The sequence below is a fragment of the Arthrobacter sp. 10N410 genome, from assembly GCF_056394945.1.
The window spans coordinates 342,917-366,454 of sequence record NZ_JBFTIP010000001.1; the positions used below are offsets into that span (position 1 = coordinate 342,917).

Sequence of the window (23,538 nt, forward strand, 5' to 3'; positions counted from 1 at the left end):
CGCGATTCGCCACAGTGGCCGCTAACCCTCGGGCCTGAATCGTCGATTCGCCACAAATGGCCGCTAAGCCACCCCGCTTAGCGGCCATTCCTGTCAGATGGACGCCGTGGTGCGTGCGGAACGTCGCCTCCGGGCCGGGCCACGATCGGGCATCCAGCCCCGCTCCACGAGCGCCGCCCGTACCCTGGTGACCGCTGTTGGCTCCATGCCCGGGCCCAACGGGGTCAAGTCCCACTGGGTCAGCACGACTACCCGCCACCCGGCATCCCGCGCGTTTTCGTCCCGGAAAATATCGCTGCGCCGTTGCGCCGGAGTGGCGTGATGCCCGCCGTCGTATTGGATTGCGACCCGTTCCACTTCATAGGACAAATCAGGGTCCTGGATCCAGCGGCCGGTTTCGTCGAACATGGGCACGTTGACTGCGGGTTCGGGGAGGCCATGGCGGAGAAGAAGCAACCGGAGTTCGGTCTCCTTGGGGGAGTCCGTGCCTGAGCGCATCAGGATCCGAGCCCGCGCGGCCTTCTGGTAGCCCGGCTTTCCTTTTCGTCCTTGAAGGTAGGCGTCTAGCTCGTCGAGGGTGGACAAAGGGTTCCTTCGGCGGAGCAGGAAGTCTCCGGCAATCACAAGATCGTCGAGGCTAAGCATGCTGGCCAGGTCGAACCACGTCCGCAGCGGTGACGTGCAGTGGACCCTGGAGCCCGCCACGATCTCCTCGGGTTCAAACGACTGTTGATGGCCCACGACGTTCTTTCGACGCACAGCCCGATTGCCCGGCCGGCTGGTGAGATGAACGACGTCGACGTTTGCCACGGACGCCGGCAGGGGAAAGCCCCACAGCAGGGCAGCGGTTGCATGGCTCACCACCGCGCACGTCACAGCAACCAGGGCATGCATACGGTCAAGGAGGGTGCTCGGCGTCGTGGCGGCGGTGCGCACTCCGTGACAGGGGCTGACAAGATCCCGGCACCGGGTTCGACGCCGGCTCAATCCCGCCGCGCGGGCGTCCGCGAGCGTGAATGGTTTGTCGTGAAGCTGTGGGGGAAGCTCGCTGGGCTGGCGCATAAGAGCATTCTGCGCCCGCCTGGAGCGGGATTTGACGTTGTCCACAGCCCGGGCAGGGTGTGGGGGAAGAGCGGGCCAGTGGAGGCTGGTTTGCAGGTCCGGGTGCGCGGCGTCGATTTGCCGGCTATGGCCGCTACGAGGGTCCGGATTCAGGCCATTTCTGGCAAATGGGAAGGGGAACGCGCCGGCTGAGAGGGAGCGTCTACGCGCCAGGGGGCAGAGCGGCTACTTGACCTCGTCGGTGCCCTGCGTGGGGTCGCCGCTGCCGTGGGCTTCGCCGGATTCCGTGCCGCGGGCGTCTCCGGTGCCGCTGCCCAGCTCGCGCTCCTTGGCGTCCAGCTCGTCCTTCAGCTTCTTGAGCCGGTCAGCCTCCGCCTGGTTGCGGCGGCGCAGCTCCAGGTTGCGGAGGAAGTCGGGATCGTCGTCCGGGGCGGTGGGGTGGCGGTACGTGGCCGGAGCCGCCGCGGCCTCGCCGCGGGGCCGGCCGATGAGGAACCAGAGGATTGCGCCGACCACCGGGAGAACGATCTGCACCACGATCCAGGCCGGCTTGGAAATGCCCTTGGTCAGGCGTGCGTCAGTCCTGATGAGGTCGATCAGTCCGTAGACAAAGACGACCAGTACAACGATTGGTACCACGACACGGAGCATAGCTTCAGTTTAGCCTCCGCGCGAGCTTCCGGCGCCCGGCACCCGCACGGCAGCCGCCCGGAACCCCGCCGCCCGCCGCCCGCTACCCCGCGGCCCGGCGCCGGGCAGCCGCGCTGGTGCCCGCACTCAGCAGCAGACGGACCGCCGGGTCCCCGCCCCGGCCGGGACGGCTAAACTGGGAGCGTGGCTTTCCTGAAATACTCCCTGATCCGTCTGGCACTGTTTGTGCCGTTGTTCGCCCTGTTTGTCTATTTGCAGCTTGGCTGGCTGCTGGCCGCGCTCTGCGCCGGGATGATGGCCTTCGCCATCAGCTTCCTGTTCTTCCAGAAGCAGCGCGACGCGGCCACCGCCTCGATCCACCAGCGTTTCTCCGGCAAAGCCAAGCCGCTGCGCAGTGCCGGGGAGATCGACGACGCCCACGCCGAAGACCGCCTGGTGGACGAACACCCGGACGTCACCGTGCGCACCGACAGCCGGCCCAAGGACTCCTAGAGCCCGTCAGCACCCCCTGGAACCAGCCGGAACCCGCTGGAACCAGCGGAACCAGCCGGACCCCCGGAACCCGCCTTAGAAGCCGCGGCTCAGCACCAGGCCGAGCGAGAACAGCACGGCGTAGCCAAGGTTGATCAGCCCGGTCTGCTTCAGCACCGGGATCAGGCTCTTGCGGCGCCGGCCCGCGATCATCAGCCAGGACGGCATCAGGATGGCCGGGATGAGCAGCAGCACAATCAGCATCCAAGGCCGACCGGGCGCAAGCACAATCACCAGCAGGATCGCCACGGCGAGCATCAGCACGTAGCTTTCCCGGGCGTGCTTGTCGCCCAGCCGGACAGCCAGCGTCTTCTTCCCGGCCACGCGGTCGGTGGGAATGTCCCGGACGTTGTTGGCCATGAGCAGGGCGCAGGCGATGAGTCCCGTGCCGATCGCACCGATGATGGCCGCGAGGCTGAGCTGGCCGGCCTGCGTGTAGGTGGTGCCAAGCGTGGCCACCAGCCCGAAGAACACAAACACGAACAGGTCGCCCAGGCCCAGGTAGCCGTAGGGGTTCTTGCCGCCGGTGTAGCCCCACGCGGCAAGTACGCAGCCCACACCCACGAGGATCAGCCACCAGGCCTGCGTGATAATGACCAGGATCAGTCCGAACAGCATCGCCAGGCCGAACGCCGCGAACGCTGCCCGCTTGACGTGCTCCGGCTTCGCCACCCCGGAACCCACCAGCCGGAGCGGGCCCACCCGGTCCTCATCGGTGCCGCGGATGCCGTCGGAGTAGTCGTTGGCGAAGTTCACGCCGACCTGGAGCAGCAGGGCCACCATGGCGGCCAGCAGGGCGTTGACGGGCCGGAACGCGTTCATCTCATAGGCGGCTGCAGTCCCGATCAGGACCGGCGCGATTGCGGCCGGCAGGGTGCGCAGACGGGCGCCTTGGATCCATTGTGCCGCTGTGGCCACGTTCAGTACCTCGTTGGTTTGGGTGTTGATCTAGTGGAAAGGGTTGCTTGAAGCTTTTCTATTTTCCCTGATGACGGGTGTCCAGCCGAACGGTCATGCCCATTCGGTCCGGTTTTCCGTTCGGAAGCATCAGCAGTTCCGCGGCGGTGAGCACTGTTTTAGGAACCAAGGCCCCCGCCAACGCCCCCGCGCCGCCGGCGGTGAAACGCGCCGTGAAGGCCTCGGCTGCCTCCGGCGAATCGTCCGCCAGCACCACATAGGCCGCCAGCGCCTGGCCCCACTCGGCGGACGGGACACCCGCCACGAACGCCGCCCGCACGCCGTCGAGCTTCTCCAGTTCCGCCTGCACATGCGCGGCGGACACCTTGACGCCGCCGGTGATGACGACGTCGTCGGCCCGGCCCAGCACGGTCAGCGTGCCGTCCGCGGACAGCGCGCCGAGGTCGTTGGTGCGGTACCAGCGGATCCCGTCGTCCTCGACAAATGCCGAGGCCGTGAGCTCCGGCTCGTCGAGATAGCCGGCCGCAATGGTGGCGCCGCCGAGCAGGATCCGGCCGTCCGCGGCGAGTTTCAGCTCGACGCCGTCCAGCGGCACGCCGTCGTACACGCAGCCGCCGCAGGTCTCGGCGGAACCGTAGGTGGTCACCACCCGGACGCCGGCCTCACGGGCCGCGGCGAGCAACTCCGCCGAGGCGGGGGCGCCGCCCAGCAGAACCGCGTTGAAGCGCCGGAGCACGGCCAGCGTCTGTGCCGAGGGCCGCTCCAGGAGCCGCTGCAGCTGCGTGGGAACCAGGGAGGTGAAACGGATCTTGTCCGTGAGCTCAAGGGCTGCGGTGGTGAAGGCCTCCGGGGTGAACCCGCCGGAGAGGTCCATCGCCCAGGGCCGGGTGCCGGCGAAGAGCGACCGGACCAGGACCTGGACGCCGGCCACGAACTGCACCGGGAGCGCCAGCAGCCACTGGCCTTCGCCCTTAAGCGCCATCGCAGTTGCCATGGAGGAAGCCGCCAGGGCATCCACCGTCAGCACCGTGGCCTTGGGCACGCCGGTGGAGCCGGAGGTCCGCACCACGACGGCGGCGTCCTGGAAGCCGGGGGTTTCCACCAGCCCGACGACGGGGGAGCCGTCCGGGCCGGCGGACAGCTCGACGGCGGGACCCTCCCCGCGGAGGGCAGCTGCGAGGGCAGCGAGGGCGGGTTCGATGTTCACCGCTCCGGAAGTCATCGCGGCAGCCTTAGAAGTAGTACGGGAACTTGGACCAGTCCGGATCACGCTTCTCCAGGAAGGCCTCCTTGCCCTCCACCGCCTCGTCCGTCATGTAAGCCAGCCGCGTCGCTTCGCCGGCGAACACCTGCTGGCCGGCCAAGCCGTCGTCGGCGAGGTTGAAGGCAAACTTGAGCATCCGGATGGCCTGCGGGGATTGCCGGGCGATGTCCGCGGCGTACTCCAGCGCCACCTCCTCGAGCCGCTCGTGGTCCACGGCCTCGTTCACGGCACCCATCCGGACCATGTCCTCGGCGGAATATTCGCGGGCCAGGAAGAAGATCTCGCGGGCGGACTTTTGGCCGATCTGGCGGGCCAGCAGGGCCGAGCCGTAGCCGGCGTCGAAGCTGCCTACCGTCGCGTCGGTCTGCTTGAACTTGCCGTGCTGCCGGGAGGCGATGGTGAGGTCGGAGACGACATGCAGCGAGTGGCCGCCACCGGCCGCCCAGCCGTTCACGACGGCGATGACCACCTTGGGCATGGTCCGCATGAGCCGCTGGACCTCAAGGATGTGCAGCCGGCCGGCGCGGGCGGGGTCGATGGTCTCGGTGGTATCGCCCTCTGCATACCGATACCCGTCGCGGCCGCGGATCCGCTGGTCGCCGCCGGAGCAGAAGGAGTGGCCGCCGTCCTTGGCGGAGGGGCCGTTGCCGGTGAGCAGGACCGTGGCGACATCGGGGGTCATCCGGGCGTGGTCCATGGCCCGGTACAGCTCGTCCACGGTGCCGGGCCGGAACGCGTTGCGCACCTCCGGGCGGTTGAAGGCGATCCGGACGGTGGGAAGGTCCTGGACCACGGTGCCGTCCGCGGAGCGCTCCACCTGTCGGTGGTAGGTCATGTCCTGGAAATCGTCGAAGCCGGTCACGGTGCGCCAGCGGGTGGGGTCAAAGACGTCGGATACCTTGGCGGGGATTTCGTTGCTCACAGTCCGAGTCTAGTAATCGGCTCAGCTGATACAGAACTCGTTGCCTTCCGGGTCCGCCATGGTGTGCCAGGAATGCGGGCCCTCGTTGGCGGTCCACAGGTACGTCGCGCCGCGGGCCTCGAGCGCGGCCCGGACCTCGTCCTTGTCAGCGCCGGCCAGGTTCACATCCCAGTGGACGCGGTTCTTGACGGTCTTCGCCTCCGGCGCGGTCTGGAAAAGAATCCGGCGTGAGGCGGGCTTGACGCCCAGGTCCTCGGGCGGCCGGATGGCGGCGCCGTCCCGCCAGACAAGCTTTCCGTGGTGCCGCTTGGTCTCCGCGTCCGTCGCGAAACCCTGCTTGATCATGGAACGGATGAAGTCCTCGTCCTGCGGCTCCACGGCCCAGTCCAGGGTTTCGGCCCACCAGTCCGCGAGGGCGTGCGGGTCGACGCAGTCGACAGCGATTTGGATGTTCAGTGCCATGGGAAAAACCTACGACGACGGCGCCCGCGGCGCTAGGGTGCCGCCGGGGCAACTTTCGCTGTTGTTTTTCCGGGCGCTACTGCAGCTGCTCGAGGATTTCCGGCGGGATGGCGTAGATGAAGATGACGGCCAGCAGGTTCTTCGAGGCATGGACGAAGTAGGAGAACATCACATTCTTGCCCGTCCAGACGTAGACGAACACCAGGGTGGCGCCCATGGCGAGATAGGGCATCAGCACGGGCAGCGTCAGCGCCTCCTGGCCCACGACGTGCATGGCCGCGAACAGCACGACGGAGAGCGCGCAGCAGAGCCAGATGTTCAGCTTCCGGCTCAACTTGCCGATCAGCAGGTGCCGGAACATGTACTCCTCCACGAAGGGGCCCACAATCACCAGCAGCGGCACCATTAGCCAGGCCGGGACCTGCTGCATGAGTGCCTGCAGGCCGGCTTGGTTGGCGGAGGTTTGCGGGGTCCCTGCCACGGCCACCAGGATGGCGGTCAGGATCATCGCGGCCACCACGGCCAGCGGCACCGTCAGGAGGGTGAACCAGGGTCTCGTGGCCAGGACGCGGAGATCCCGGCGCGCGACTTGGCGTGCCGCGAACAGGGCGAGCAGGCCGATGACCGCATAGACCAGAAGGTTCACCGCGTAGGACGCCACCGCCGGATTGGGCGAGAGCTGCAGCACGAGCGGCGCCAGCAGGCCTGAGGCGGTGGCGAAGACCGCCCCCACTGCCACGTAAATCCCCGCCGTGATGAGGTCCAGCCGGGAGAATGCGTACAGTTCCGGACGCGGCGCAGGTGGTTGACGGAGAGCGGGACCCATGCCACCAGCCTAGCCCCGCCGCCGAGCGGACACGGCTAACGCCCGGGCCGAGGGCGCCGGGCGTTAGCCGTGTAGCTGCAGAGCCGGGAATCTATCGGAACAGCGCCCCGTAGGTCCCCATGATGATCCGGTCGCCCGGGGTGGACTTGCGGATGTAGTCCACCACCGCCCAGTCATCCAGGGAGATGCAGCCGGCCGTCGGGATCTTGTTCATGTGCAGGAAGATGGCGAAGCCCGCATCCTGGACAATGTTCGGCCGGTTGTAGTTGATGACCACGCCCTGGCGGTAGTAGCCCAGGCTGGCGAACCACCACATGTTCTCGTCCCAGCCAACCCAGGAGGAGGACTCGTGGTACTTGTTGTAGGTGGCCGTCCAGGGGTTGCCGCCCCAGCGTGAGCGCGGGTTGAGCGTGCGGTACGCAAGCTTCGTGCCGGGGTTGCCCAGGCCAAAGGCCTCGGTCACGGAGAACGATCCGGTGGGGGAGAACAGGTTCCGGGTGGGGCCGGACGGAACTCCCGGCGGCTTGAACCCGGACTTACCGACGTACCCGTCAGTCCGCCAGTCCGGCACGTACGTCCCGGCGATCTTCATGCAGTACAGGTTGGTCGCATGGTTCAGTCCGTAGCCCTGGGTCCACGTGAGGAGGACCCGGTTCGCGCCGTAGGTGGGGTACTTGGACTTGCCGTTGTTGAGGTTCTGGCACTCCGACATCCCGAAGACCCGGTATCCCGGCTTCACCGTCCAGCCGATGAACCCCCGCTGGAAGGCCTGGATGCACTGCCCCGGAACGCACTTTTCGTTGGCGAGCGGGTAGCCCAGGCTGCTCCGGGTGGCCCCCACCCGGACGTACCGGGCTCCGAGGCCGCCGCGGGAGATCCAGGACCCGGTTGCCGAGGACCAGTAGACGGTTCCGCCCTGGAACCGCTGCAGGCATCCGCCGGCAGCCTGGCCACAGGTCCTGGGGCCGGTGGGATAGCCCATGACGCCGGCTTGCGCGCCGGCCGCCTTCCACCTGGTGTAGATGGTCCCCTTGAGGACCTGCGCGGGGGTCCTCGGGGACCAGAACACCGCTCCATGGGCGAAGAACTGAGAACAGCCCCGCGCCGTCAGCCCGCAGACCTCGGCGGTGGTCGGCAGCCCGAGCCCGGCGGCCTCACCTTGGGCCCGCCACAGGGCGCCGATGGCGCCGCGTGACCAGATCTGCTGGATTCCCTTGGTGGTCCAGGTGAGGAACCGCCCACTGGAAAACTTCTGGATGGTTCCGCCCGTGACCGCGGTTTCGTCCGTGACCGGATAGCCGTAGAGCGCCAAGCCTCCCTGCGCGTGCCAGCGGGGGCCCGTGTGGCCGGCCGTCCGCAGCACCGGGTGCGCGCCGGTTGCAGCGGTCCAGAAGACGGATCCGCCTTCGAACGCCTGGCTGCAGACGTCGAGAGAGCAGGCCTGGTTGGCGGTCGGTGCGCCGAGGGCACCGGCTGCGCCCTTCAGCGCAGTCCATTTCGCCTGGATGGCGCCCAGGACAACGACGGACGGCGACGTCGGCTCCTCCGTCGGAGTCGGCGTCGGCGTCGGCGTTGGCTCCGCAACAGTGGAGGTCGGCTCCACGGTGGGCTCCGCCGTCGCTGTCGGGGACGTGCTAAGTTCCGGGGCCGGAATGGCGGGGGCCGACGCCGACTCGGTCGGCGCGGCCGTGTCGGTTGCCGTGGGGCTCGCTGTGTCCTGCGGCAGCGATGCGGTCTCGGCGAAGGCCGGTCCGACCGCCAGCGGTCCGGCCGCGAGCCCGAGCACCACCGCTGAGATGACAAGTAGTTTTTTCATGGCGCATCCTCTACGGAGACGACCGGTGTGCAGGTCCCGGCGCTGTCCTTGGTCTTGGCAAAGTTCGGTGCTGCAATCTCGGCCGACTTGCCGGCAGCGACGGTTTTGGTGATGATCGTGTGCCCTGCCACGGCAGGGCCGGCGGTGACCGCGATTGCCACGGTGAACACTTTGTTCTTGTCGCTGCTGTTGACCAGGGTCCCCGTGAAGGACCACGACCCGTCGGCCGTCGCGCGGCAGATGGGCTCGCGCAAGGCCTCGGGTGCGTTAAGCGAAGTGGAAACATCGGCCGGTTCGGACGCGCTCGGCGCCGGAGATCCTGATGATGATGATGATGATGATGATGGTGCCGGCGTTGCTGCGGTGCTGCTGCCGGTGCTGGGTGTGGCCGGACCGGAACCGCCGCTCGAACACCCTGCCAGTACGAGAAGCAGCACTGCGGGCAGTAGCGCTCTCTGTTTCATAGTCCCCCCTGACTCACGGCACTGCTGCCATGGCCTGCAGTGACGTTGCAGGCGAACCAGCGGGAACGTCCCCGCCGGTTCGCTCAGAGTAATGGAAACCTCGGCCTGACCAGCGCTTTTGCGCCAAAACGTTGTTTTAATTTCGTATTTTCGGCGGTTCCGGGTGTAGCCCGCGTCACGGTGCGGCGCCGAAAGCTAGTACTATGGACGTGCCGCGCGACGCTGCGACCCGTTGTGAGTTTCGGTCTAAAACCCTGCCCGTTTCCTGGGCTCAGGGCACAGGCCGGGTCCGTACTTCTGCTCCCGGAGCCGCCTTCCCGTCCCGGCAATACCCCGACCTACAAGGAACTGTTGTGCCACAAAGTACTTCCACAGACGTTAAGAGCGCGCCGGCGCAATCCGCCGTCGTCGACTCGACCCTCAGCGCCGAGGGCTACAAGAAGTCCCTGAACGGCCGCCAGGTCACCATGATCGCCATGGGCGGCGCAATCGGCGTCGGCCTCTTCATGGGCGCCGGCGGCCGCCTGGCTTCGACCGGCCCCGCGCTGATCTTCTCCTACGCCATTGCGGGCGTCATCGCCTACCTGCTGATGCGCGCCCTTGGCGAGCTCATCATGTACCGCCAGACCTCCGGCTCCTTCGTTAGCTACGCCGGTGAGATGTTCGGCAAGAAGGGTGCCTACCTGTCCGGCTGGATGTACTTCATCAACTGGGCCATGACCGGCATCGCCGAGCTGATCGCGATCGGGCTGTACTTCCAGTTCTTCTTCCCCAACGTGCCGGTGGAGCTGACCGCCATCGCGGCGCTGCTGCTCCTCGTCGGAGTGAATCTGCTGAGCGTCAAGGCGTTTGGCGAGTTCGAGTTCTGGGCCTCCGTCCTCAAGGTCGCGGCCATCCTGATCTTCCTGGCCGTCGGCACCTTCATGGTGGTCACCAACGCCAAGGTCGGCGACGGCCACGCCTCGGTGAACAACCTCTTCGCGGCGGACGGCGGCATGTTCCCCAAGGGCGCCCTCGTGATGATCCTCGTGCTGAACGCCGTGATCTTCGCCTACAACGCCATCGAGCTCGTCGGCATCACCGCCGGCGAGATGGAGGACCCGGCCAAGGAGGTCCCGAAGGCGATCCGCGCCGTCGTGATCCGGATCGTCGTGTTCTACGTCGGGTCGGTGACCCTCCTGGCGATGCTGCTGCCCTCGGACCAGTACAAGGCCGGCACCTCGCCGTTCGTCACCGTCTTCGGCCAGATGGGCCTGCCGTGGATGGGCGACGTTATGAACATGATCGTGATCACCGCCGCACTGTCGTCCTGCAACTCGGGCCTGTACTCGATTGGCCGGATATTCCGCACCATGGCCAACAACGGGCATGCCCCGCAGTGGCTGACCCGGATGTCCAAGAGCCACGTCCCCTACGCCGCGATCCTGGCGATCGGCTCGGTCTACCTGGTCGGCATCCTGCTCAACATCTGGCTCGGCGGCTCGCACGCCTTCGACCTCGCACTCAACACCGCCTCGATCGGCGTGATCTTCACGTGGGGCTCGATTTTCGCCAGCCAGATCGCGCTGCGCAAGACCAAGGGCAACGTGTCCTCCCTGCCCATGCCGGGCTCACCGTGGACAAGCTGGGCCGGACTGGTGGCCTTGCTGGCCATCACCGTGCTGATCGGCTTCGACACGATGACCAGCAAGACCGGGGAGGTCTTCCCGCTGGGCCTGTGGACCCTGGCGACCATCCCGTTCTTCGCGGTGGTCCTCTGGCTCGGCTGGCAGAAGGTCAAGAACAACGAACCGAAGAGCCAGCTCTTCAGCTAGGGCTCCGGTCCTGAATGACCAACGACGGCGGCGGCCACCCGAACAAGGTGGCCGCCGCCGTCGTTTGTTCCATCGACTGCTCCGTAACGGCCGTTCCGGGGCTGCAAAAGGCACCGTTGGGGCAGCCGATGCGGGATCTGGCGCCTAGTCCTTCAGGTGCCGGGCGAAATGGTCTTCGATCCTGCGCCAGGCCGCGGGTGCGGCCTGCGGATCGGGCCCGACGCCGAGGACGCGGAACAGCGGACGCAGCGGCCTGGGTTCCGTTTCCTCATCGTTCAGGAACGAGTGGCCGGCGGTCGCGAATTCCTTGATGTCGTGTTCAACGCCGAGGGACTCAAGCACGGAGGTCAGCCGTGCCGCCGCCCCGGAAAGGGAACGGTCCTTCGCGCCGAAGTTGGCCACGATCGGGCAGGCGCCCGCCAGCGCCGTTTCCGGGTCCTTGGGCAGCCTGCCGTAGTTCACCGCCGCGGCATCGAAGCCGTCATTGGCCAGCAGCAGGGCGAAGCCGCCGCCCATGCAGAACCCGATGACGCCGATTTTCCCGGTCGTGCGGCCGGAGTCCAACAGCCACTGCCGCGCCGTCGCCAGGTCCGTGAACGCGCGACCCTGCCCGGCAGCCAGGGAACGCATGGTCGAGACGAGGCAGCGGCGCGCCCCGCCGTCGCTGAACAGGTCCACAGCCAGGGTGAGATAGCCGGCGGCCGCCATCCGCTCTGCGTGCCGGACCGTGATGCCATCCAGGCCAAACGCCTCATGGATCATCAGCACGGCCGGGAAGGGACCGTCCCCTTCCGGTTCCGCCAGGTAGCCGCGGAGCCGCGGGGAGCCGCCGGCGGCGAGGCTGGCCCCGCTGAGGTCGACGTTATGCAGGGCCGGGTCCGGGTCTTCGCCCCGGTTGGCGGCATTCCTGGCCATGGGCACTCCTAGGTCGGGTCGTGCGGGAGTCGTGTTCGGACAGTCTTGCATCCGGGCACAAAAAACGGCGCCGGACATCCCCCAAAGGAATGTCCGACGCCGTCGATTTTTAGGACTAGTCGCGCTTGACGGCGTCCTTGACGTTTTCGCCGACCTTCTTCGCGTCGGCGACGACCTGGTCCTTCTGGCCTTCGGCCTTCAGGCGGTCGTTGTCCGTGGCGTTTCCGGTAGCTTCCTTGGCCTTGCCGCCGAGGTGCTCCGCCTCGTTCTGAATCTTGTCTCCGATACCCATGGTGTACTCCACCTTTCGTTTCCGGTTGAAATTCAACGCAGTTTCACCATAACACGAAGCATGCTTACTAATTCAAGCCCTTTCGCGAGATCATTCGATCCGGTCCGTGCCCAGGGTTTTCGATCCGCCCGGCTAGGCTCGAAACCATGGAGCCCACAACCACCCCTGTCCCAGCCAAGACCGCGGCCAAGGCGGAGTTACAGTGATGGCCAAGCCCTCCGGCGCAGCCAAAGTCACCGCCCCGCGCCTCACGCCGGTCCAGCTGGCGGACCTCGCGGAGGATCCTGCCCCCGATTTCCGCCGCGGGGAGCGCTACGACGGCGTCCGGTACACCCGCGCGGCCGCGGACGGGCTGGAGCTCAGCGGCACGGATTTCGCCGAGTGCGAGTTCTCCGGCGCCTCCTTTAATGAAACCCAGCTGCGCGGCGCGAGTTTCCGCGACTGCGTCCTGGCCGAGATCTACGCCCCGGTCTTCACGGCGGCGCGCTCAAGCCTGCGCGACGTCGAACTCCGCAACCCCCGCTGGGGGTCGGCGGAACTGTATGAAAGCGGCTGGCAGTCGGTGCGGATCGACGGCGGCAAGCTGGACTACGTCAACCTCCGCGGCTCCAAGCTGGTGGACGTGCAGATCAGCGATTGCATCATCAACGAACTGGACCTTGGCTCCTGCACGGCGACCCGGGTGGCGCTGAAGAACTGCACCATCGGCAGCCTGGACTTCAGTGGAGCGCGACTGAAGGACTTCGACCTGCGCGGCACGGAGTTCCGGTCCCTCAGCGGCCTCGGCAGCCTCGCCGGCATCGTGGTCGACGAGCACCAGCTCAGCCTGCTGGCCCCGCTGCTGGCCGGCCACCTGGGCATCACCGTGGCCTGAGTCGACGCCACGTCATCCGGGGCCGTCCGGTTGACCGCCTTGACCCGTTGTGTAATCTTTATAGAACGAACGGTCGGTAATTTACTCTGCTGCCGGCCCTGCTCCCTTGGTGAAGGATGTTCTCATGGTCGAGGCTTTTCTTGTTGGCGGTGCCCGCACTCCCGTGGGACGGTACGGCGGCGCCCTTTCCGCGGTCCGGCCCGATGACCTGGCGGCGCTGGTGGTCCGTGAAGCTGTCGCCCGTGCCGGGATCGACCCGGACGCCATCGACGAGGTCATCCTCGGCAACGCCAACGGAGCCGGCGAGGAGAACCGCAACGTCGCCCGGATGGCCACCATCCTGGCCGGACTACCGCTCCACATCCCCGGCATTACCGTTAATCGGCTCTGCGCCTCCGGCCTGAGCGCCATCATCATGGCCAGCCAGATGATCAAGTCCGGCGCCGCAGATATCGTCATCGCAGGCGGCGTCGAATCCATGAGCCGCGCCCCCTGGGTGCAGGAAAAGCCGCAGACCGCCTTCGCCAAGCCGGGCCAAATTTTCGATACCTCGATCGGCTGGCGCTTCGCCAACCCGCTGTTCCAGAAGGGCGAGCTCTCCCGCGACGGCAAGATGACCTACTCCATGCCGGAGACGGCCGAGGAAGTCGCCCGCGTGGACGGCATTTCCCGCGAGGACGCGGACGCGTTCGCCGTCCGCTCACACGAGCGTTCGCTCGCCGCGATTGCCGCCGGCCGCTTCGCGGACGAAATCGTTCCCGTGACCGTCAAGACGCGCAAGGGCGAGACGGTCGTGGACACCGATGAAGGCCCCCGCGCCGGCACCACCATGGACGTGTTGTCCGGGCTGCGCCCCGTCGTCGCGGGCGGCTCCGTGGTCACCGCCGGCAACTCCTCCACGCTCAACGACGGCGCCTCCGCGATCATCGTCGCCTCCGAGGCCGCGATCCAGAAGCTCGGGCTCACCCCGCGGGCCCGCATCATCGACGGCGCCTCGGCCGGCTGCGAGCCAGAGATCATGGGCATCGGCCCGGTCCCGGCCACCCGGAAGGTCCTCGCCCGAAGCGGGCTCGACGTCGGTGACCTCGGCGCCGTCGAACTCAACGAGGCCTTCGCCACCCAGTCGCTGGCCAGCATGCGCCGGCTCGGCCTCGATCCGGAGATTGTGAACCGCGACGGCGGCGCGATCTCCCTGGGCCATCCGCTCGGCTCGTCCGGGTCCCGGATTGCCATCACCCTGCTGGGCCGGATGGAGCGCGAAGACGCCAAAATCGGCCTCGCCACCATGTGCATCGGCGTCGGCCAGGGCACAGCCATGCTGCTGGAGCGCGTCTAATGGCGGCCCGGCCCGGCGGCCTGGACACCGCAGGCTTCGGCACGCTCCTGGTCGAGGAGCGCGAGGACCGGCTGGTGGTCCTGCTCAACCGCCCGGAGGTCCGCAACGCGATCGACCAGCAGATGGTCGATGAGCTCCACAGCGTCTGCGCGTACCTCGAGCAGACCCCCAAGGTGCTGATCCTTGCCGGCACGGAAGGCGTATTCGCCTCCGGCGCCGACATCGCGCAGCTGCGGGAACGCCGCCGCGACGACGCCCTGCAGGGCATCAACTCCACCATCTTCGTCCGGATCGCCAAGCTGCCGATGCCGGTCATCGCGGCCCTCGACGGCTTCTGCCTGGGCGGCGGCGCCGAATTGGCCTACGCCGCCGACTTCCGGATCGGCACCCCGGGGGTCCGGATCGGCAACCCCGAGACGGGCCTCGGCATCCTCGCCGCCGCCGGGGCCAGCTGGCGCCTCAAGGAGCTGGTGGGGGAGCCGGTGGCCAAGGACATCCTCCTGGCCGGCGCAGTACTCCGCGCCGACCGGGCGCTCGCGGTCGGGCTCATCACCGAGGTGCACGAACCCGCGGAGCTGATGGACGCCGCCCACGCGCTGGCGGACCGGATCGCGCAGCAGGACCCGCTCGCGGTGCGGATCACCAAGTCCGTGTTCCATGCCCCGGCTGAGGCGCACCCGCTGATCGACCAGCTGGCGCAGGGCATCCTCTTCGAATCGCAGGCGAAGTTCGACCGTATGCAGGCTTTCCTGGACAAGAAATCGGACAAGAAATCAGCCAAGAAATCAGCCCAAGAGTCAGCCGCGAAGTGAGCAACAAGCCAGCCGCCACGCCAGGCCCCAATCCAGACCGGAAGAAGTAGATATGAGCAACTCGGTACTCCCCGCCAACCTGCCTGCCACTGGCCTTCCCGACTTTGTCGGGGTGCTCGGCGGCGGCCGGATGGGCGCGGGCATCGCCCATGCCTTCCTGATCAACGGCGCCAACGTGCTCGTCGTCGAGCGTGACGAGGAGTCTGCCGAGGCGGCCCGCGAGCGCGTGGAGTCCGCGGCGGCCAAGAGTATCGAGCGCGGCGCCACCGACGGCAACCTCGACGAGATGGTCTCCCGCCTCTCCGTGACCGTGGACTACGACGACTTCAAGGACCGGCAGTTGGTCATCGAGGCCGTACCCGAGGACTGGGACCTGAAGGTGGCCTCGCTGCGCGGGATCGAGGAGCGGCTCGCCACGGACGCGTACCTCGCCTCCAACACCTCCTCGCTCTCCGTCAACGGCCTGGCCCGCGAGCTGAAGCGCCCGCAGAACTTCCTGGGCCTGCACTTTTTCAACCCGGTTCCCGCGTCCACCCTGATCGAGGTCGTCCTCGGCGAGCAGACAAGCGAGGCCCTCGCCCAGGCCGCCCGCGGCTGGGTCGAAGCGCTCGGCAAGACCGCCGTCGTCGTCAATGACGCCCCGGGCTTCGCCTCCTCGCGGCTGGGCGTCGCAATCGCCCTCGAGGCGATGCGCATGGTGGAGGAAGGCGTCGCCTCGGCCGAGGACATCGACAACGCCATGGTCCTGGGCTACAAACACCCGACCGGTCCGCTGCGCACCACCGACATCGTCGGCCTCGACGTCCGGCTCGGCATCGCCGAGTATCTGGCCTCCACCCTGGGCGAGCGCTTTGCGCCACCGCAGATCCTCCGGGACAAGGTGGCCCGCGGCGAACTCGGACGCAAGACCGGCCAGGGCTTCTTCGACTGGACCGCCTGAGCCGGTCCCGGACGGATGCTCATTGGGGGATCCGTCCGGGCGCCAGCGAGGGGCCGGCATGCCTAGGATGGTGCGGTGACTACCGCCCCGCCGCGCATTGAACCCATCACCCTCACCGGCCAGCACGTGGTGCTGGAACCGCTGAGCCATGCCCACCACGACGGCCTGGTGGAGGCAGTCCGGGACGGCGAGCTCTGGAAACTCTGGTACACGTCCGTCCCCGCCCCGGAGGCCATGGCGGCCGAGATCGATCGACGGCTGGCCCTGCAGCAGGCAGGCTCGATGCTGCCGTTCACCACCCGGCTGCTTGACCCGGCCACCGGCGGCCCCGGGAAAGTGATCGGCATGACCACCTACATGAACATCGACGCCGCCACACCCCGGGTGGAGATCGGTTCCACCTGGAACGCCGCCTCCGCGCAGGGCAGCGGCAGCAACCCGGACTCCAAGCTGTTGCTGCTCCGTCATGCCTTCGAGACGCTCGGCTGCCCCGCCGTCGAATTCCGCACGCACTGGCTCAACCACCAGTCCCGCGAGGCGATTGCCCGGCTGGGCGCCAAACAGGACGGCGTGCTGCGCAGCCACAGCCGCACGGCCGACGGCGTGCTGCGCGACACCGTGGTGTTTTCCATCCTCGAACATGAATGGCCGATGGTACGCAGCGGCCTGGAGTTCCGGCTGGGGAAGCGGCGGGACGAGTCCCGTGGCTAGCCGGCCGGAGGGCGGCGCCGTGAAGCCCATGAACTGGGACGGGGCCGTCAACAGCGACGGGTCTGTCACTTGGGACGGGGCCGTCAACGCCTGGCACGTTGCGGGCAGCGTGTACCGGATGGGCCGCCGCGAATGGCTCACCGAGACCGGCTGGCAGCAGGCATACGACGGCGGCATCCGGACCGTGATCGACCTCCGCAACCCGGATGAGATCCGCCGCCGCGACACCGATCCACGGGTGGGCGAGGCGACCCTGGCGGCGTTCGACGTCGTGCACGCCCCCACCGAGGATCCCGGCAACGCTGAATTCCGCGCGCTCTGCGTTCCTTACCTGAACAACCCGGCGTCCTATCCGGACAACGCCAGGATCTTCCCCGGCAAGCTCGCCGCAGTGTTCAGAGCCGTCGCGGCAGCCCCCGGCGGAGTCGTGATCCACTGTTCGGCCGGCCGGGACCGCAGCGGCATGATCGCCGCCATGCTCCAGGACCTCGCCGGAGCCGGGGAGGACGCCATCGCCCTGTCCTACGCACGCGCCATGCGGGGCATCAACGAGCACCACCGGCTGTCCGCAACCCCGCATCCGCATGAGCGGTACCTGCCCGAGGAGATCCTCGCGCCGCTGATCGAGGCGCGCCAGGAAAGCCTCCTGCGCTTTGTGCGGCAGCTGAAAACTGCCGAATTTTTGGGCCACAATGGGGTAACGGTTCCTGAGTTGACTGCCATCCGGGGCAAATTGGGGCACTAGAGTAACCGGGTGAAGACTCCCACGTACGCGCTGGTAATCCGGGCAGCGGCGGCTGTCGCCGTGGCGCTCGCGGGGTCGTCTGTGGCTGTCCCCGCCTTGGCAGAGGCCGGGTCCCCTAATCCCGCTACGGCGTCCCCTTCCCCTTCGCCCAGCCCCACTTCGGAGGCGGCCCTCGCGCCGACGGCGCCGGTTGAACCCGCTGCGTCCTCGCCAGAACCGGGCATCAGCGACGCCGGGCTCGCCGAGGCGATCCGACGGGACCTGGGCATGACCCTGGCGGAGTTCAACGCCGCCGGAGCGCAGGCCAAGCGGGCCGCCGAGGCTGCACCCTCCCTGCGCGGCCTGCCTGGCTATGTCGGGATTGTCCTGCGGGACGGAAAAATCGTGGTCGAAGGCTCCGGCGTGGAGCTCCAAGCCCGAATCGACGAACTGAACCAGGCCGGCCCGGCGGAATTCGCGCTCGAGGCGCCCGCGCTGAAGACCTCCGCGCTGGCCGCTCCCACGGGACCAGGCGCCACGCCGGCCGCAGCCGTGAAGCCGGAACTCGTCGCCGGCAGTGCCGAGCAGCTCTTCCAGGCGTATGTCCGTGAGGTCGGTCCTGCCGGGCTGCAGGCTGTGGCTTACGCCGACGGCCACTTCATCGTCCGCACCGGCGGCACCAACACAGCCGAGGCGTGGACCTCGGCGGCCCTGGCGCCCGGCAGCCTCGACCCGGCGCCGGCGCCCGCCCCCGGAAAGATCTCGGCCGCAGCTTTCGTGTCCCGCTACGCCAACGTGAAACTGGAAAAGGGCGCTCCGATCAAGACCGAAGACGACTACTTCGGCGGGCAGGGTTACGTGATCGACAAGATGACGATCTGCTCTGCCGGCTTCGGGGCTTTTGATCCCGCCGGCCTGCCGCTGGTGCTGACTGCCGGGCACTGCGCCGAAGATGGAACGGCGGCAAAGGCCGACGTCGAGCCGCCCACCGCGGCGCCGGCCGGCGGAGCGACCACCTCGCTGCCGGCCGTTCTCGAACCCCTGGGATCGTTCGGGTTCAGCCAGTTCGGCGGACCCGATAACTCGCCGATCACCGGTGCAGAGTCGAGTCCGGGCAACATCGGCACCGACATTGCCGTGATCAAGGATTTGCGGCCCGGGCTCAAGGTGCAGCCCTCCGCCACTACGTGGAAGACCCCGGCCAACCCGGGACAAACCTCCGTCAAGATCATTGGCACCGCAGCGCCGTACCAGGGCCAGGCTGTCTGCCGGTCCGGCCGCACCACCGGATGGTCCTGCGGCGAGGTAGCGGAAACCGGCGTCTACGTTGTGGGAGGACGCACCACCGCGGCAGGAGATTTGAGGGCCTTCAAGGGCTTCTTGTCCTATGACGTCCAATCCAGCGGTGGAGACTCCGGGGGGCCCTGGATCAGCGGAAACTTTGCCGTCGGCACACACTCCGCCGGGGAACCCCGGGGCGCGGCGCAGAACTTTGCGGTCGCGACAACGCTCGACGATGCGCTGGGCTCCATTCCTGGCCCCGTCCAGCTCCAGCTGTTCTTGAACAAGCCCGAACTTGCGGGGACACCGGACACCGGCACGGTGTTGCCGGGCAGCCTCATTCGGGGGCGCGTGCCTGCCGCCCCCGCCTCGGGCGTCGCCGCGAACTCCACGGTCCGCCTGCTTCGCCCGGACCAGGACGCCGTCGAAATCCCGGTGGACGCGGCGGGAAGCTGGTCCTTCAACGCGCCAGCGTCGGAAGGAACGTTCCAATTCACGGCTGAGACCGTCAACGGCCACAGCCGGTCAGGGGCCGCAGCGTTCAGCCTCAAGGTCTCCGGGTTGCTCGCGCCGGAGATCAGTGCCCCCGCCTCCGGATCCAGCCTCGCGGCGCTGGATCGCGTCGAAGGAACGGGCACCCCGGGCAACACCGTGGTCCTTTCGGGCCAGCTGACCGGTTCCGCGAAGGTTTCGCCGCAGGGCCGGTGGAGTGTTTCGGTGGGAAGCCAGCGGGTGTACGGCAAGCTCTCGGTCTCGGCGGTCCAGACGGCGCCCGGCCACGTGGACAGCCCGCCAGCCACGCTGGTGTTCACGGTGCCGCCGCCGGCGCCCGCTGTCGCCGGACAGTGGAACGGGGTCTCGTTCCGCCAGGACTTGCTGCCCGATGCGATTTCCGGGACGGGTGTCGACGGCGCAGCGGTCACCGTGCTGATTGACGGACAGCCGATCGGTGCCGTGCAGAAGGGCGGATCTGGCGTGGGGACGAAGTCGGTGTTCCCTTCGCTGGTCCCGCATGTCCTCGTGGCTGGCGGCCGCTGGAGTGTACGGTTCCCCGCCGGCCTGGCCGTGGGGCTGCACACACTGTCCGTAACCCAGTCCGTCGACGGGATCGCCTCGTCACCGCTTAGGGCCAGGTTCACGATCAGCCCGCCGGCGTCCGCAGCCATGGCAGGGAACATTCCTCCGACGGCGGCAGCGGGCGCCCGTGTCTCAACTCCGCAGCAGCCGGGCAGCCCCGCGATGCTCGCCAGCACCGGAGCCAACGGCGTGCTTCCTGCCGCAGCTTTGGCGGCGGCGGCCCTGCTGCTCGGCGGGGCCTGCATCGCACTAGGGCGACGCCGGACGGTGCGTTAGCTGCGCCGGTGCCGGCGGGCGGGGCCGGAAGGCTCCCGCCCGCAGGCGTCCTAACCGAAATCGGCGACGTAGCTGGGCACCCCCACGGCGTCTGTCGAGACGGCTGCGCCGGTGTCATTGACGACGTGGTCCAGGGTCCCGGCGCCGAGGTTGACCGTCAGCAGGCCATGCAGCTTCACGCCGGGCGTTACCGGCACTTCGAATCCGCGGGTGGCGTGGATGGTGGGGTCGACGTTGTTGTAGACGTAGCTGCCGCCGCCCCAGAGTTCGTGCGTCCGAACCGAGTCGGCGACCTTGTAACCAGCCCAGCCCAGTACGCCGTCGTGCTGCCAGGCGGCCTGGTTGGGCGCGTCGTAAGGCAGCTCGTTCTGGAAGAAAATGGTCTTCCCGCGTTCGCCGTTCCAGATCACGTTGTACTGCTGGTAGTGCTCGACGAACAGGCCGGTGGCGGTGACGTTGTCGCCGTTGATGATGACGCCGTTGTCTGCGGTGTTCGTAGTCCAGCCCACGCCGTTTCCGTGGTCGGCGCGCCAGGCCCAGATGTGGTCCAGGAGCACGTCGTCACTGTTGACCTCCAGGCTCAGCGAGGCCTTGCCGACGTGGGGCCCGCCGATCCGGAAGAAGACATCGTGGAGGGTGGTGGGGTTGGCGGGATCGCTCCAGCCGTTGTGGGCGCGGGCGTTGCCTTTTGCGGCACGCTGGGTGCCAACGCGAAGCAGTGCCGGTGAATTCTTCTCGCCGGCGTCCACGGTGACGGCGGCAATTTCGACGCCGGGGACATCCGCGACCGTCAGCGGCACGGAACCGTCGACGGCGGTGAGGGTGGCCATGCCGAGTCCGAGGACGACGGTGTTGGCACGCTTGACTTCGATGCTTCGATCAATGTCGTAGACACCCGGGGTCAGCAGCAGGTTCTTGCCGCGGGCCAGTTGGGAGTTGATGGTCTGGACGGAATCGGTAGGCCTGGCCACGAAGAAGTCGGACAGCGGGATGCTGCGGCCCGCCGTCGGGCCGTTTTCCCACGTGGTTCCTGCGGAATCCTTGCGCACCGAGGGAACAAAAACGTTGTACCCCCCGCCGGAATCCAGCACCAGGTACGGCTTCTCGCGGCTGACCGGGGTGCTGGCCAGGGTGGTGTACGGCGGGTTCGGGAAGGACTGGGCCGGAGCCCCGTTCACCCCGGAGAAGACCTGGTTCCAGACGCCGTTGGACCAGCTGCCAATGCTGCTGTCGCGGACCAGGTATTGCTGCTGCGAACCGTTGATGACCGTGCCGGCTTTTGAATCGGAAATGAAGCCGCCGCTGGCGTACTGCGGGCCGGCGGTGCAGTAGTCCATCAGGGAGAGGTTGCCGCCGGTGATGTTGACCCGCCGCATGGGCGATGCCTGCGAAGCCGCCCAGAAGTTCGCCGAGCTGCGGCAGCCCTCCAGACCGGTGACATTGATGGTGAGGTTGGAGACGGAGCGCCAGAAGTTGTTCAGGGCGATGCAGTTGTCCGCGGTCAGGCACCGGTTGTACGTGTCCACATGGCCGTTGATGGTGACGTCCGTGGGTGAGGCGCCCAGGCCGGCCACTTCGGTCGAATAGCCCACCTGGATGATCAGCGGCGTTTCCGGGCTGCCATAGGTGCCGGGCTTGAACAGCAGGGAATAACGGTTGGTGCCCATCTCGTCGTCGACCTGTTTGGCCGCTATGGCGTCCACCTCGGCCTGGATGGCGGCCACCGGCATGCCGGGATCGAAGATCCGCACGTTGGGGCCGAAGTCGGGGGCCGGCGCAGGCGTGGTCTTCGCCTGGTTCACTGCCGGGTTCATCGCCGGGGGCGGAGCGGCGTTGGCGGCGGGGGCGGCTGCGGCGCCCAGCACGCCAAGCATCACCGCTACCGCGCCGGCCAGCAGCCGTCTCTGGTGGTGCGTTGGCGCCCGGAACGACGTGGATTGGGCCGCGCGGTGGCGGCGGAGGTGGGCTAGCGGCATTGCTTGTCCTGCTCTCGTTGGGGTGCGGTTTTGCACGGGCTGTGGAGTGGAGCAAAAGGGAATCAGGCGCCCCGCTGCCGGGAAGGGCACGGTGTGGGAGCGCTCCCGCCGGGAAGCCTAACACCGGCCTCAAGGCCCGGCAAGGGCCCCGATTCCGCCAAGGGCGCCACCTTGACAATTCATTGTGATGTGCGACACCATGCTCGTGGGAGCGCTCCCATGCGAGTCACGGGAGCGCTCCCAGCTCTGGGCGCATCGCCCCGCACTCTTCGTGCCATACCCTGACAAAGGAGTCCCCGCGTGAAATTTTCCCGCAAGCTCGCCGCCCTGTCGGCGTCGGCTGCCTGCCTCACCCTTGCCCTGAGCGCCTGCGGAGCAGACGCCCCCAAAGCCGCGGCACCCACCGGCGAGACGGGGAAGGAGCCTGTAACCCTCACCCTCGCCACGTTCAACGAGTTCGGCTACGAGAGCTTGCTCAAGGAGTACGAATCACTCAACCCCAACGTCAAGATCCAGCACAAGAAAGCCGCCACCACCAACGAAGCGCGCGACAACCTGACCACCCGCCTGGCGGCGGGATCGGGCCTCTCGGACGTCGAAGCTATCGAGGTTGACTGGCTCTCCGAACTCAAGCAGTATCCGGACCAGTTCGTGGACCTGAAGGATCCCGCCGTCGAAGGCCGCTGGCTGGACTGGAAGACCGAGGCGGCGACCACGCAGGACGGCCGCCTGATCGGCTACGGCACAGACTCCGGTCCCGAGGCTGTCTGCTACAACTCGGCACTGCTCAAGGCGGCAGGACTGCCGACGGACCGCGAATCCGTCGCCAAGATGCTCGGCACCACCTGGGACAGCTACTTCGACGCCGGCAAGAAGTTTGTCGCCGCGAAGACCGGCGCGGCCTGGTTCGATTCCGCCGGAGCCATCTACCAGGGCATGAGCAACCAGCTGGAAAAGGCCTACGAAAACGAGGACGGCACTGTCATTGCCGCCGAGAACCCCGCCGTCAAGGACGTCTACACCAAGGTCCTCAACGCCTCGACGAAGGACAACCTCTCCGCGCACCTGGGCCAGTGGAGCAACGACTGGGTGGCCGGTTTCCAGTCCCAGAAGTTCGCCACCACCCTCTGCCCGGGCTGGATGCTCGGTGTGATCGAGGGCAACGCCACCGGCGTCAAGGGCTGGGACGTCGCCAACGTCTTCCCCGGCGGCGGCGGAAACTGGGGAGGTTCGTACCTGACCGTGCCGGCGCAGGGCAAGCACCAGGCCGAAGCCAAGAAGCTCGCCGCCTGGCTGAACGCCCCGGAGCAGCAGATCAAGGCCTTCACCGCCAAGGGCAACTTCCCGAGCCAGGTCAAGGCGCTCGACAGCGAGGCACTGCTGGGGCAGACCAACAAGTTCTTCAACAACGCCCCCACCGGAAAGATCTTCGCCGAGCGGGCCAAGGCCGTGGGCGCCACCCCGTTCAAGGGCCCGAAGTTCTTTGCCATCAACGACGCCATGCAGCAGGCCCTCACCCGCGTGGACGTGGACAAGAAGGACGACGCCGAGTCCTCCTGGGCGAAGTTCCTCACCGCTGTGAAGTCCCTGTAGG

Annotated in this window: 23 protein-coding genes; 10 read left to right on the forward strand and 13 right to left on the reverse strand. The window is 67.6% G+C overall.

Annotated elements, in window-relative coordinates; translation table 11 throughout:
• Nucleotides 1-93: 93 nt before the first annotated feature.
• Complete coding sequence (locus AC1DB8_RS01660) at nt 94-1,062, reverse strand: hypothetical protein (RefSeq protein ID WP_441416842.1); 969 nt, start codon at nt 1,060-1,062, stop codon at nt 94-96.
• Nucleotides 1,063-1,287: 225 nt separating this feature from the next.
• Complete coding sequence (locus tag AC1DB8_RS01665; RefSeq protein WP_441416843.1) at nt 1,288-1,713, reverse strand: PLD nuclease N-terminal domain-containing protein; 426 nt, start codon at nt 1,711-1,713, stop codon at nt 1,288-1,290.
• Nucleotides 1,714-1,896: 183 nt separating this feature from the next.
• Between AC1DB8_RS01665 and AC1DB8_RS01670 the strand changes: the two genes are divergently transcribed.
• Entirely contained in the window at nt 1,897-2,205 is a 309-nt protein-coding gene (locus tag AC1DB8_RS01670; protein WP_441416844.1) for a DUF4229 domain-containing protein, read from the forward strand.
• Nucleotides 2,206-2,280: 75 nt separating this feature from the next.
• Here the strand turns inward: AC1DB8_RS01670 and AC1DB8_RS01675 are convergent, their stop codons facing one another.
• The 8 genes from AC1DB8_RS01675 to AC1DB8_RS01710 all read right to left on the reverse strand — a co-directional run bounded on the left by AC1DB8_RS01675 (nt 2,281) and on the right by AC1DB8_RS01710 (nt 8,866).
• Nucleotides 2,281-3,162, reverse strand: coding sequence for a 1,4-dihydroxy-2-naphthoate polyprenyltransferase (locus AC1DB8_RS01675; RefSeq protein ID WP_175321447.1), 882 nt, complete (start codon nt 3,160-3,162; stop codon nt 2,281-2,283).
• A 58-nt stretch (nt 3,163-3,220) separates the two neighbouring features.
• Nucleotides 3,221-4,384: an AMP-binding protein gene (locus tag AC1DB8_RS01680; RefSeq protein WP_441416845.1), complete on the reverse strand. Its 1,164-nt coding sequence runs from the start codon at nt 4,382-4,384 to the stop codon at nt 3,221-3,223.
• Nucleotides 4,385-4,394: 10 nt separating this feature from the next.
• On the reverse strand, nt 4,395-5,348 hold the full coding sequence (locus AC1DB8_RS01685; protein ID WP_441416846.1) for a 1,4-dihydroxy-2-naphthoyl-CoA synthase: 954 nt from the start codon (nt 5,346-5,348) through the stop codon (nt 4,395-4,397).
• 21 nt (nt 5,349-5,369) lie between these two features.
• Nucleotides 5,370-5,810, reverse strand: a complete 441-nt coding sequence (locus AC1DB8_RS01690) for a VOC family protein (RefSeq protein ID WP_175321444.1) — start codon at nt 5,808-5,810, stop codon at nt 5,370-5,372.
• 76 nt (nt 5,811-5,886) lie between these two features.
• Nucleotides 5,887-6,636: a CPBP family intramembrane glutamic endopeptidase gene (locus AC1DB8_RS01695; RefSeq protein ID WP_441416847.1), complete on the reverse strand. Its 750-nt coding sequence runs from the start codon at nt 6,634-6,636 to the stop codon at nt 5,887-5,889.
• Nucleotides 6,637-6,727: 91 nt separating this feature from the next.
• A complete protein-coding gene (locus AC1DB8_RS01700; protein ID WP_441416848.1) occupies nt 6,728-8,452 on the reverse strand; it encodes a hypothetical protein in 1,725 nt (574 codons plus the stop codon).
• Nucleotides 8,449-8,706, reverse strand: a complete 258-nt coding sequence (locus AC1DB8_RS01705; protein WP_441416849.1) for a hypothetical protein — start codon at nt 8,704-8,706, stop codon at nt 8,449-8,451. The genes AC1DB8_RS01700 and AC1DB8_RS01705 overlap by 4 nt, the downstream gene beginning before the upstream one ends.
• Before the next feature lie 13 nt (nt 8,707-8,719).
• Entirely contained in the window at nt 8,720-8,866 is a 147-nt protein-coding gene (locus tag AC1DB8_RS01710) for a hypothetical protein (protein WP_476892021.1), read from the reverse strand.
• Nucleotides 8,867-9,269: 403 nt separating this feature from the next.
• On the opposite strand from AC1DB8_RS01710, the gene AC1DB8_RS01715 reads away from it, so the two are divergent.
• The gene (locus AC1DB8_RS01715; RefSeq protein WP_441416851.1) at nt 9,270-10,730 is read left to right on the forward strand and encodes an amino acid permease; all 1,461 of its coding nucleotides are present in this window, start codon (nt 9,270-9,272) and stop codon (nt 10,728-10,730) included.
• 144 nt (nt 10,731-10,874) lie between these two features.
• Here AC1DB8_RS01715 and AC1DB8_RS01720 read toward each other — a convergent pair whose 3' ends face one another.
• Together AC1DB8_RS01720 and AC1DB8_RS01725 are read right to left on the reverse strand one after the other, a co-directional pair.
• Nucleotides 10,875-11,645 carry a dienelactone hydrolase family protein gene (locus AC1DB8_RS01720; protein ID WP_441416852.1) on the reverse strand — a complete coding sequence of 257 codons (771 nt, stop codon included), beginning with the start codon at nt 11,643-11,645 and terminating at the stop codon, nt 10,875-10,877.
• A 115-nt stretch (nt 11,646-11,760) separates the two neighbouring features.
• On the reverse strand, nt 11,761-11,937 hold the full coding sequence (locus tag AC1DB8_RS01725) for a CsbD family protein (RefSeq protein ID WP_138768393.1): 177 nt from the start codon (nt 11,935-11,937) through the stop codon (nt 11,761-11,763).
• A gap of 205 nt (nt 11,938-12,142) precedes the next feature.
• On the opposite strand from AC1DB8_RS01725, the gene AC1DB8_RS01730 reads away from it, so the two are divergent.
• The 7 genes from AC1DB8_RS01730 (at nt 12,143) to AC1DB8_RS01760 (ending at nt 19,968) form a co-directional block, all read left to right on the forward strand.
• Complete coding sequence (locus tag AC1DB8_RS01730) at nt 12,143-12,811, forward strand: pentapeptide repeat-containing protein (protein ID WP_441417829.1); 669 nt, start codon at nt 12,143-12,145, stop codon at nt 12,809-12,811.
• Nucleotides 12,812-12,935: 124 nt separating this feature from the next.
• Nucleotides 12,936-14,147, forward strand: coding sequence for a thiolase family protein (locus AC1DB8_RS01735; RefSeq protein WP_441416853.1), 1,212 nt, complete (start codon nt 12,936-12,938; stop codon nt 14,145-14,147).
• The gene (locus AC1DB8_RS01740; protein ID WP_441416854.1) at nt 14,147-14,959 is read left to right on the forward strand and encodes an enoyl-CoA hydratase/isomerase family protein; all 813 of its coding nucleotides are present in this window, start codon (nt 14,147-14,149) and stop codon (nt 14,957-14,959) included. Before AC1DB8_RS01735 ends, AC1DB8_RS01740 begins: the two co-directional genes overlap by 1 nt.
• Nucleotides 14,960-15,011: 52 nt before the next feature.
• On the forward strand, nt 15,012-15,899 hold the full coding sequence (locus AC1DB8_RS01745; protein ID WP_441416855.1) for a 3-hydroxyacyl-CoA dehydrogenase family protein: 888 nt from the start codon (nt 15,012-15,014) through the stop codon (nt 15,897-15,899).
• A 75-nt stretch (nt 15,900-15,974) separates the two neighbouring features.
• Nucleotides 15,975-16,610 (forward strand): GNAT family N-acetyltransferase, encoded by a 636-nt coding sequence (locus AC1DB8_RS01750; protein ID WP_441416856.1) that lies wholly within the window; start codon nt 15,975-15,977, stop codon nt 16,608-16,610.
• Nucleotides 16,611-16,638: 28 nt separating this feature from the next.
• Nucleotides 16,639-17,355, forward strand: coding sequence for a tyrosine-protein phosphatase (locus tag AC1DB8_RS01755; protein WP_441417830.1), 717 nt, complete (start codon nt 16,639-16,641; stop codon nt 17,353-17,355).
• A gap of 9 nt (nt 17,356-17,364) precedes the next feature.
• A complete protein-coding gene (locus AC1DB8_RS01760) occupies nt 17,365-19,968 on the forward strand; it encodes a S1 family peptidase (RefSeq protein WP_441416857.1) in 2,604 nt (867 codons plus the stop codon).
• A gap of 50 nt (nt 19,969-20,018) precedes the next feature.
• Here AC1DB8_RS01760 and AC1DB8_RS01765 read toward each other — a convergent pair whose 3' ends face one another.
• A complete protein-coding gene (locus tag AC1DB8_RS01765) occupies nt 20,019-21,842 on the reverse strand; it encodes an adenylyl cyclase (RefSeq protein ID WP_441417831.1) in 1,824 nt (607 codons plus the stop codon).
• A gap of 402 nt (nt 21,843-22,244) precedes the next feature.
• On the opposite strand from AC1DB8_RS01765, the gene AC1DB8_RS01770 reads away from it, so the two are divergent.
• Complete coding sequence (locus AC1DB8_RS01770) at nt 22,245-23,537, forward strand: ABC transporter substrate-binding protein (RefSeq protein ID WP_476892022.1); 1,293 nt, start codon at nt 22,245-22,247, stop codon at nt 23,535-23,537.
• Nucleotide 23,538: the final 1 nt, after the last annotated feature.

Coding starts and splice junctions, on each gene's coding strand:
- AC1DB8_RS01690 (WP_175321444.1), bottom strand. CDS start 5,810: ATGGCACTGAACATCCAAATCGCTGTCGACTGCGTCGACCCGCACGCC.
- AC1DB8_RS01660 (WP_441416842.1), bottom strand. CDS start 1,062: ATGCGCCAGCCCAGCGAGCTTCCCCCACAGCTTCACGACAAACCATTC.
- AC1DB8_RS01665 (WP_441416843.1), bottom strand. CDS start 1,713: ATGCTCCGTGTCGTGGTACCAATCGTTGTACTGGTCGTCTTTGTCTAC.
- AC1DB8_RS01755 (WP_441417830.1), top strand. CDS start 16,639: ATGAACTGGGACGGGGCCGTCAACAGCGACGGGTCTGTCACTTGGGAC.
- AC1DB8_RS01695 (WP_441416847.1), bottom strand. CDS start 6,636: ATGGGTCCCGCTCTCCGTCAACCACCTGCGCCGCGTCCGGAACTGTAC.
- AC1DB8_RS01730 (WP_441417829.1), top strand. CDS start 12,143: ATGGCCAAGCCCTCCGGCGCAGCCAAAGTCACCGCCCCGCGCCTCACG.
- AC1DB8_RS01740 (WP_441416854.1), top strand. CDS start 14,147: ATGGCGGCCCGGCCCGGCGGCCTGGACACCGCAGGCTTCGGCACGCTC.
- AC1DB8_RS01700 (WP_441416848.1), bottom strand. CDS start 8,452: ATGAAAAAACTACTTGTCATCTCAGCGGTGGTGCTCGGGCTCGCGGCC.
- AC1DB8_RS01720 (WP_441416852.1), bottom strand. CDS start 11,645: ATGGCCAGGAATGCCGCCAACCGGGGCGAAGACCCGGACCCGGCCCTG.
- AC1DB8_RS01680 (WP_441416845.1), bottom strand. CDS start 4,384: ATGACTTCCGGAGCGGTGAACATCGAACCCGCCCTCGCTGCCCTCGCA.
- AC1DB8_RS01745 (WP_441416855.1), top strand. CDS start 15,012: ATGAGCAACTCGGTACTCCCCGCCAACCTGCCTGCCACTGGCCTTCCC.
- AC1DB8_RS01735 (WP_441416853.1), top strand. CDS start 12,936: ATGGTCGAGGCTTTTCTTGTTGGCGGTGCCCGCACTCCCGTGGGACGG.
- AC1DB8_RS01765 (WP_441417831.1), bottom strand. CDS start 21,842: ATGCTTGGCGTGCTGGGCGCCGCAGCCGCCCCCGCCGCCAACGCCGCT.
- AC1DB8_RS01725 (WP_138768393.1), bottom strand. CDS start 11,937: ATGGGTATCGGAGACAAGATTCAGAACGAGGCGGAGCACCTCGGCGGC.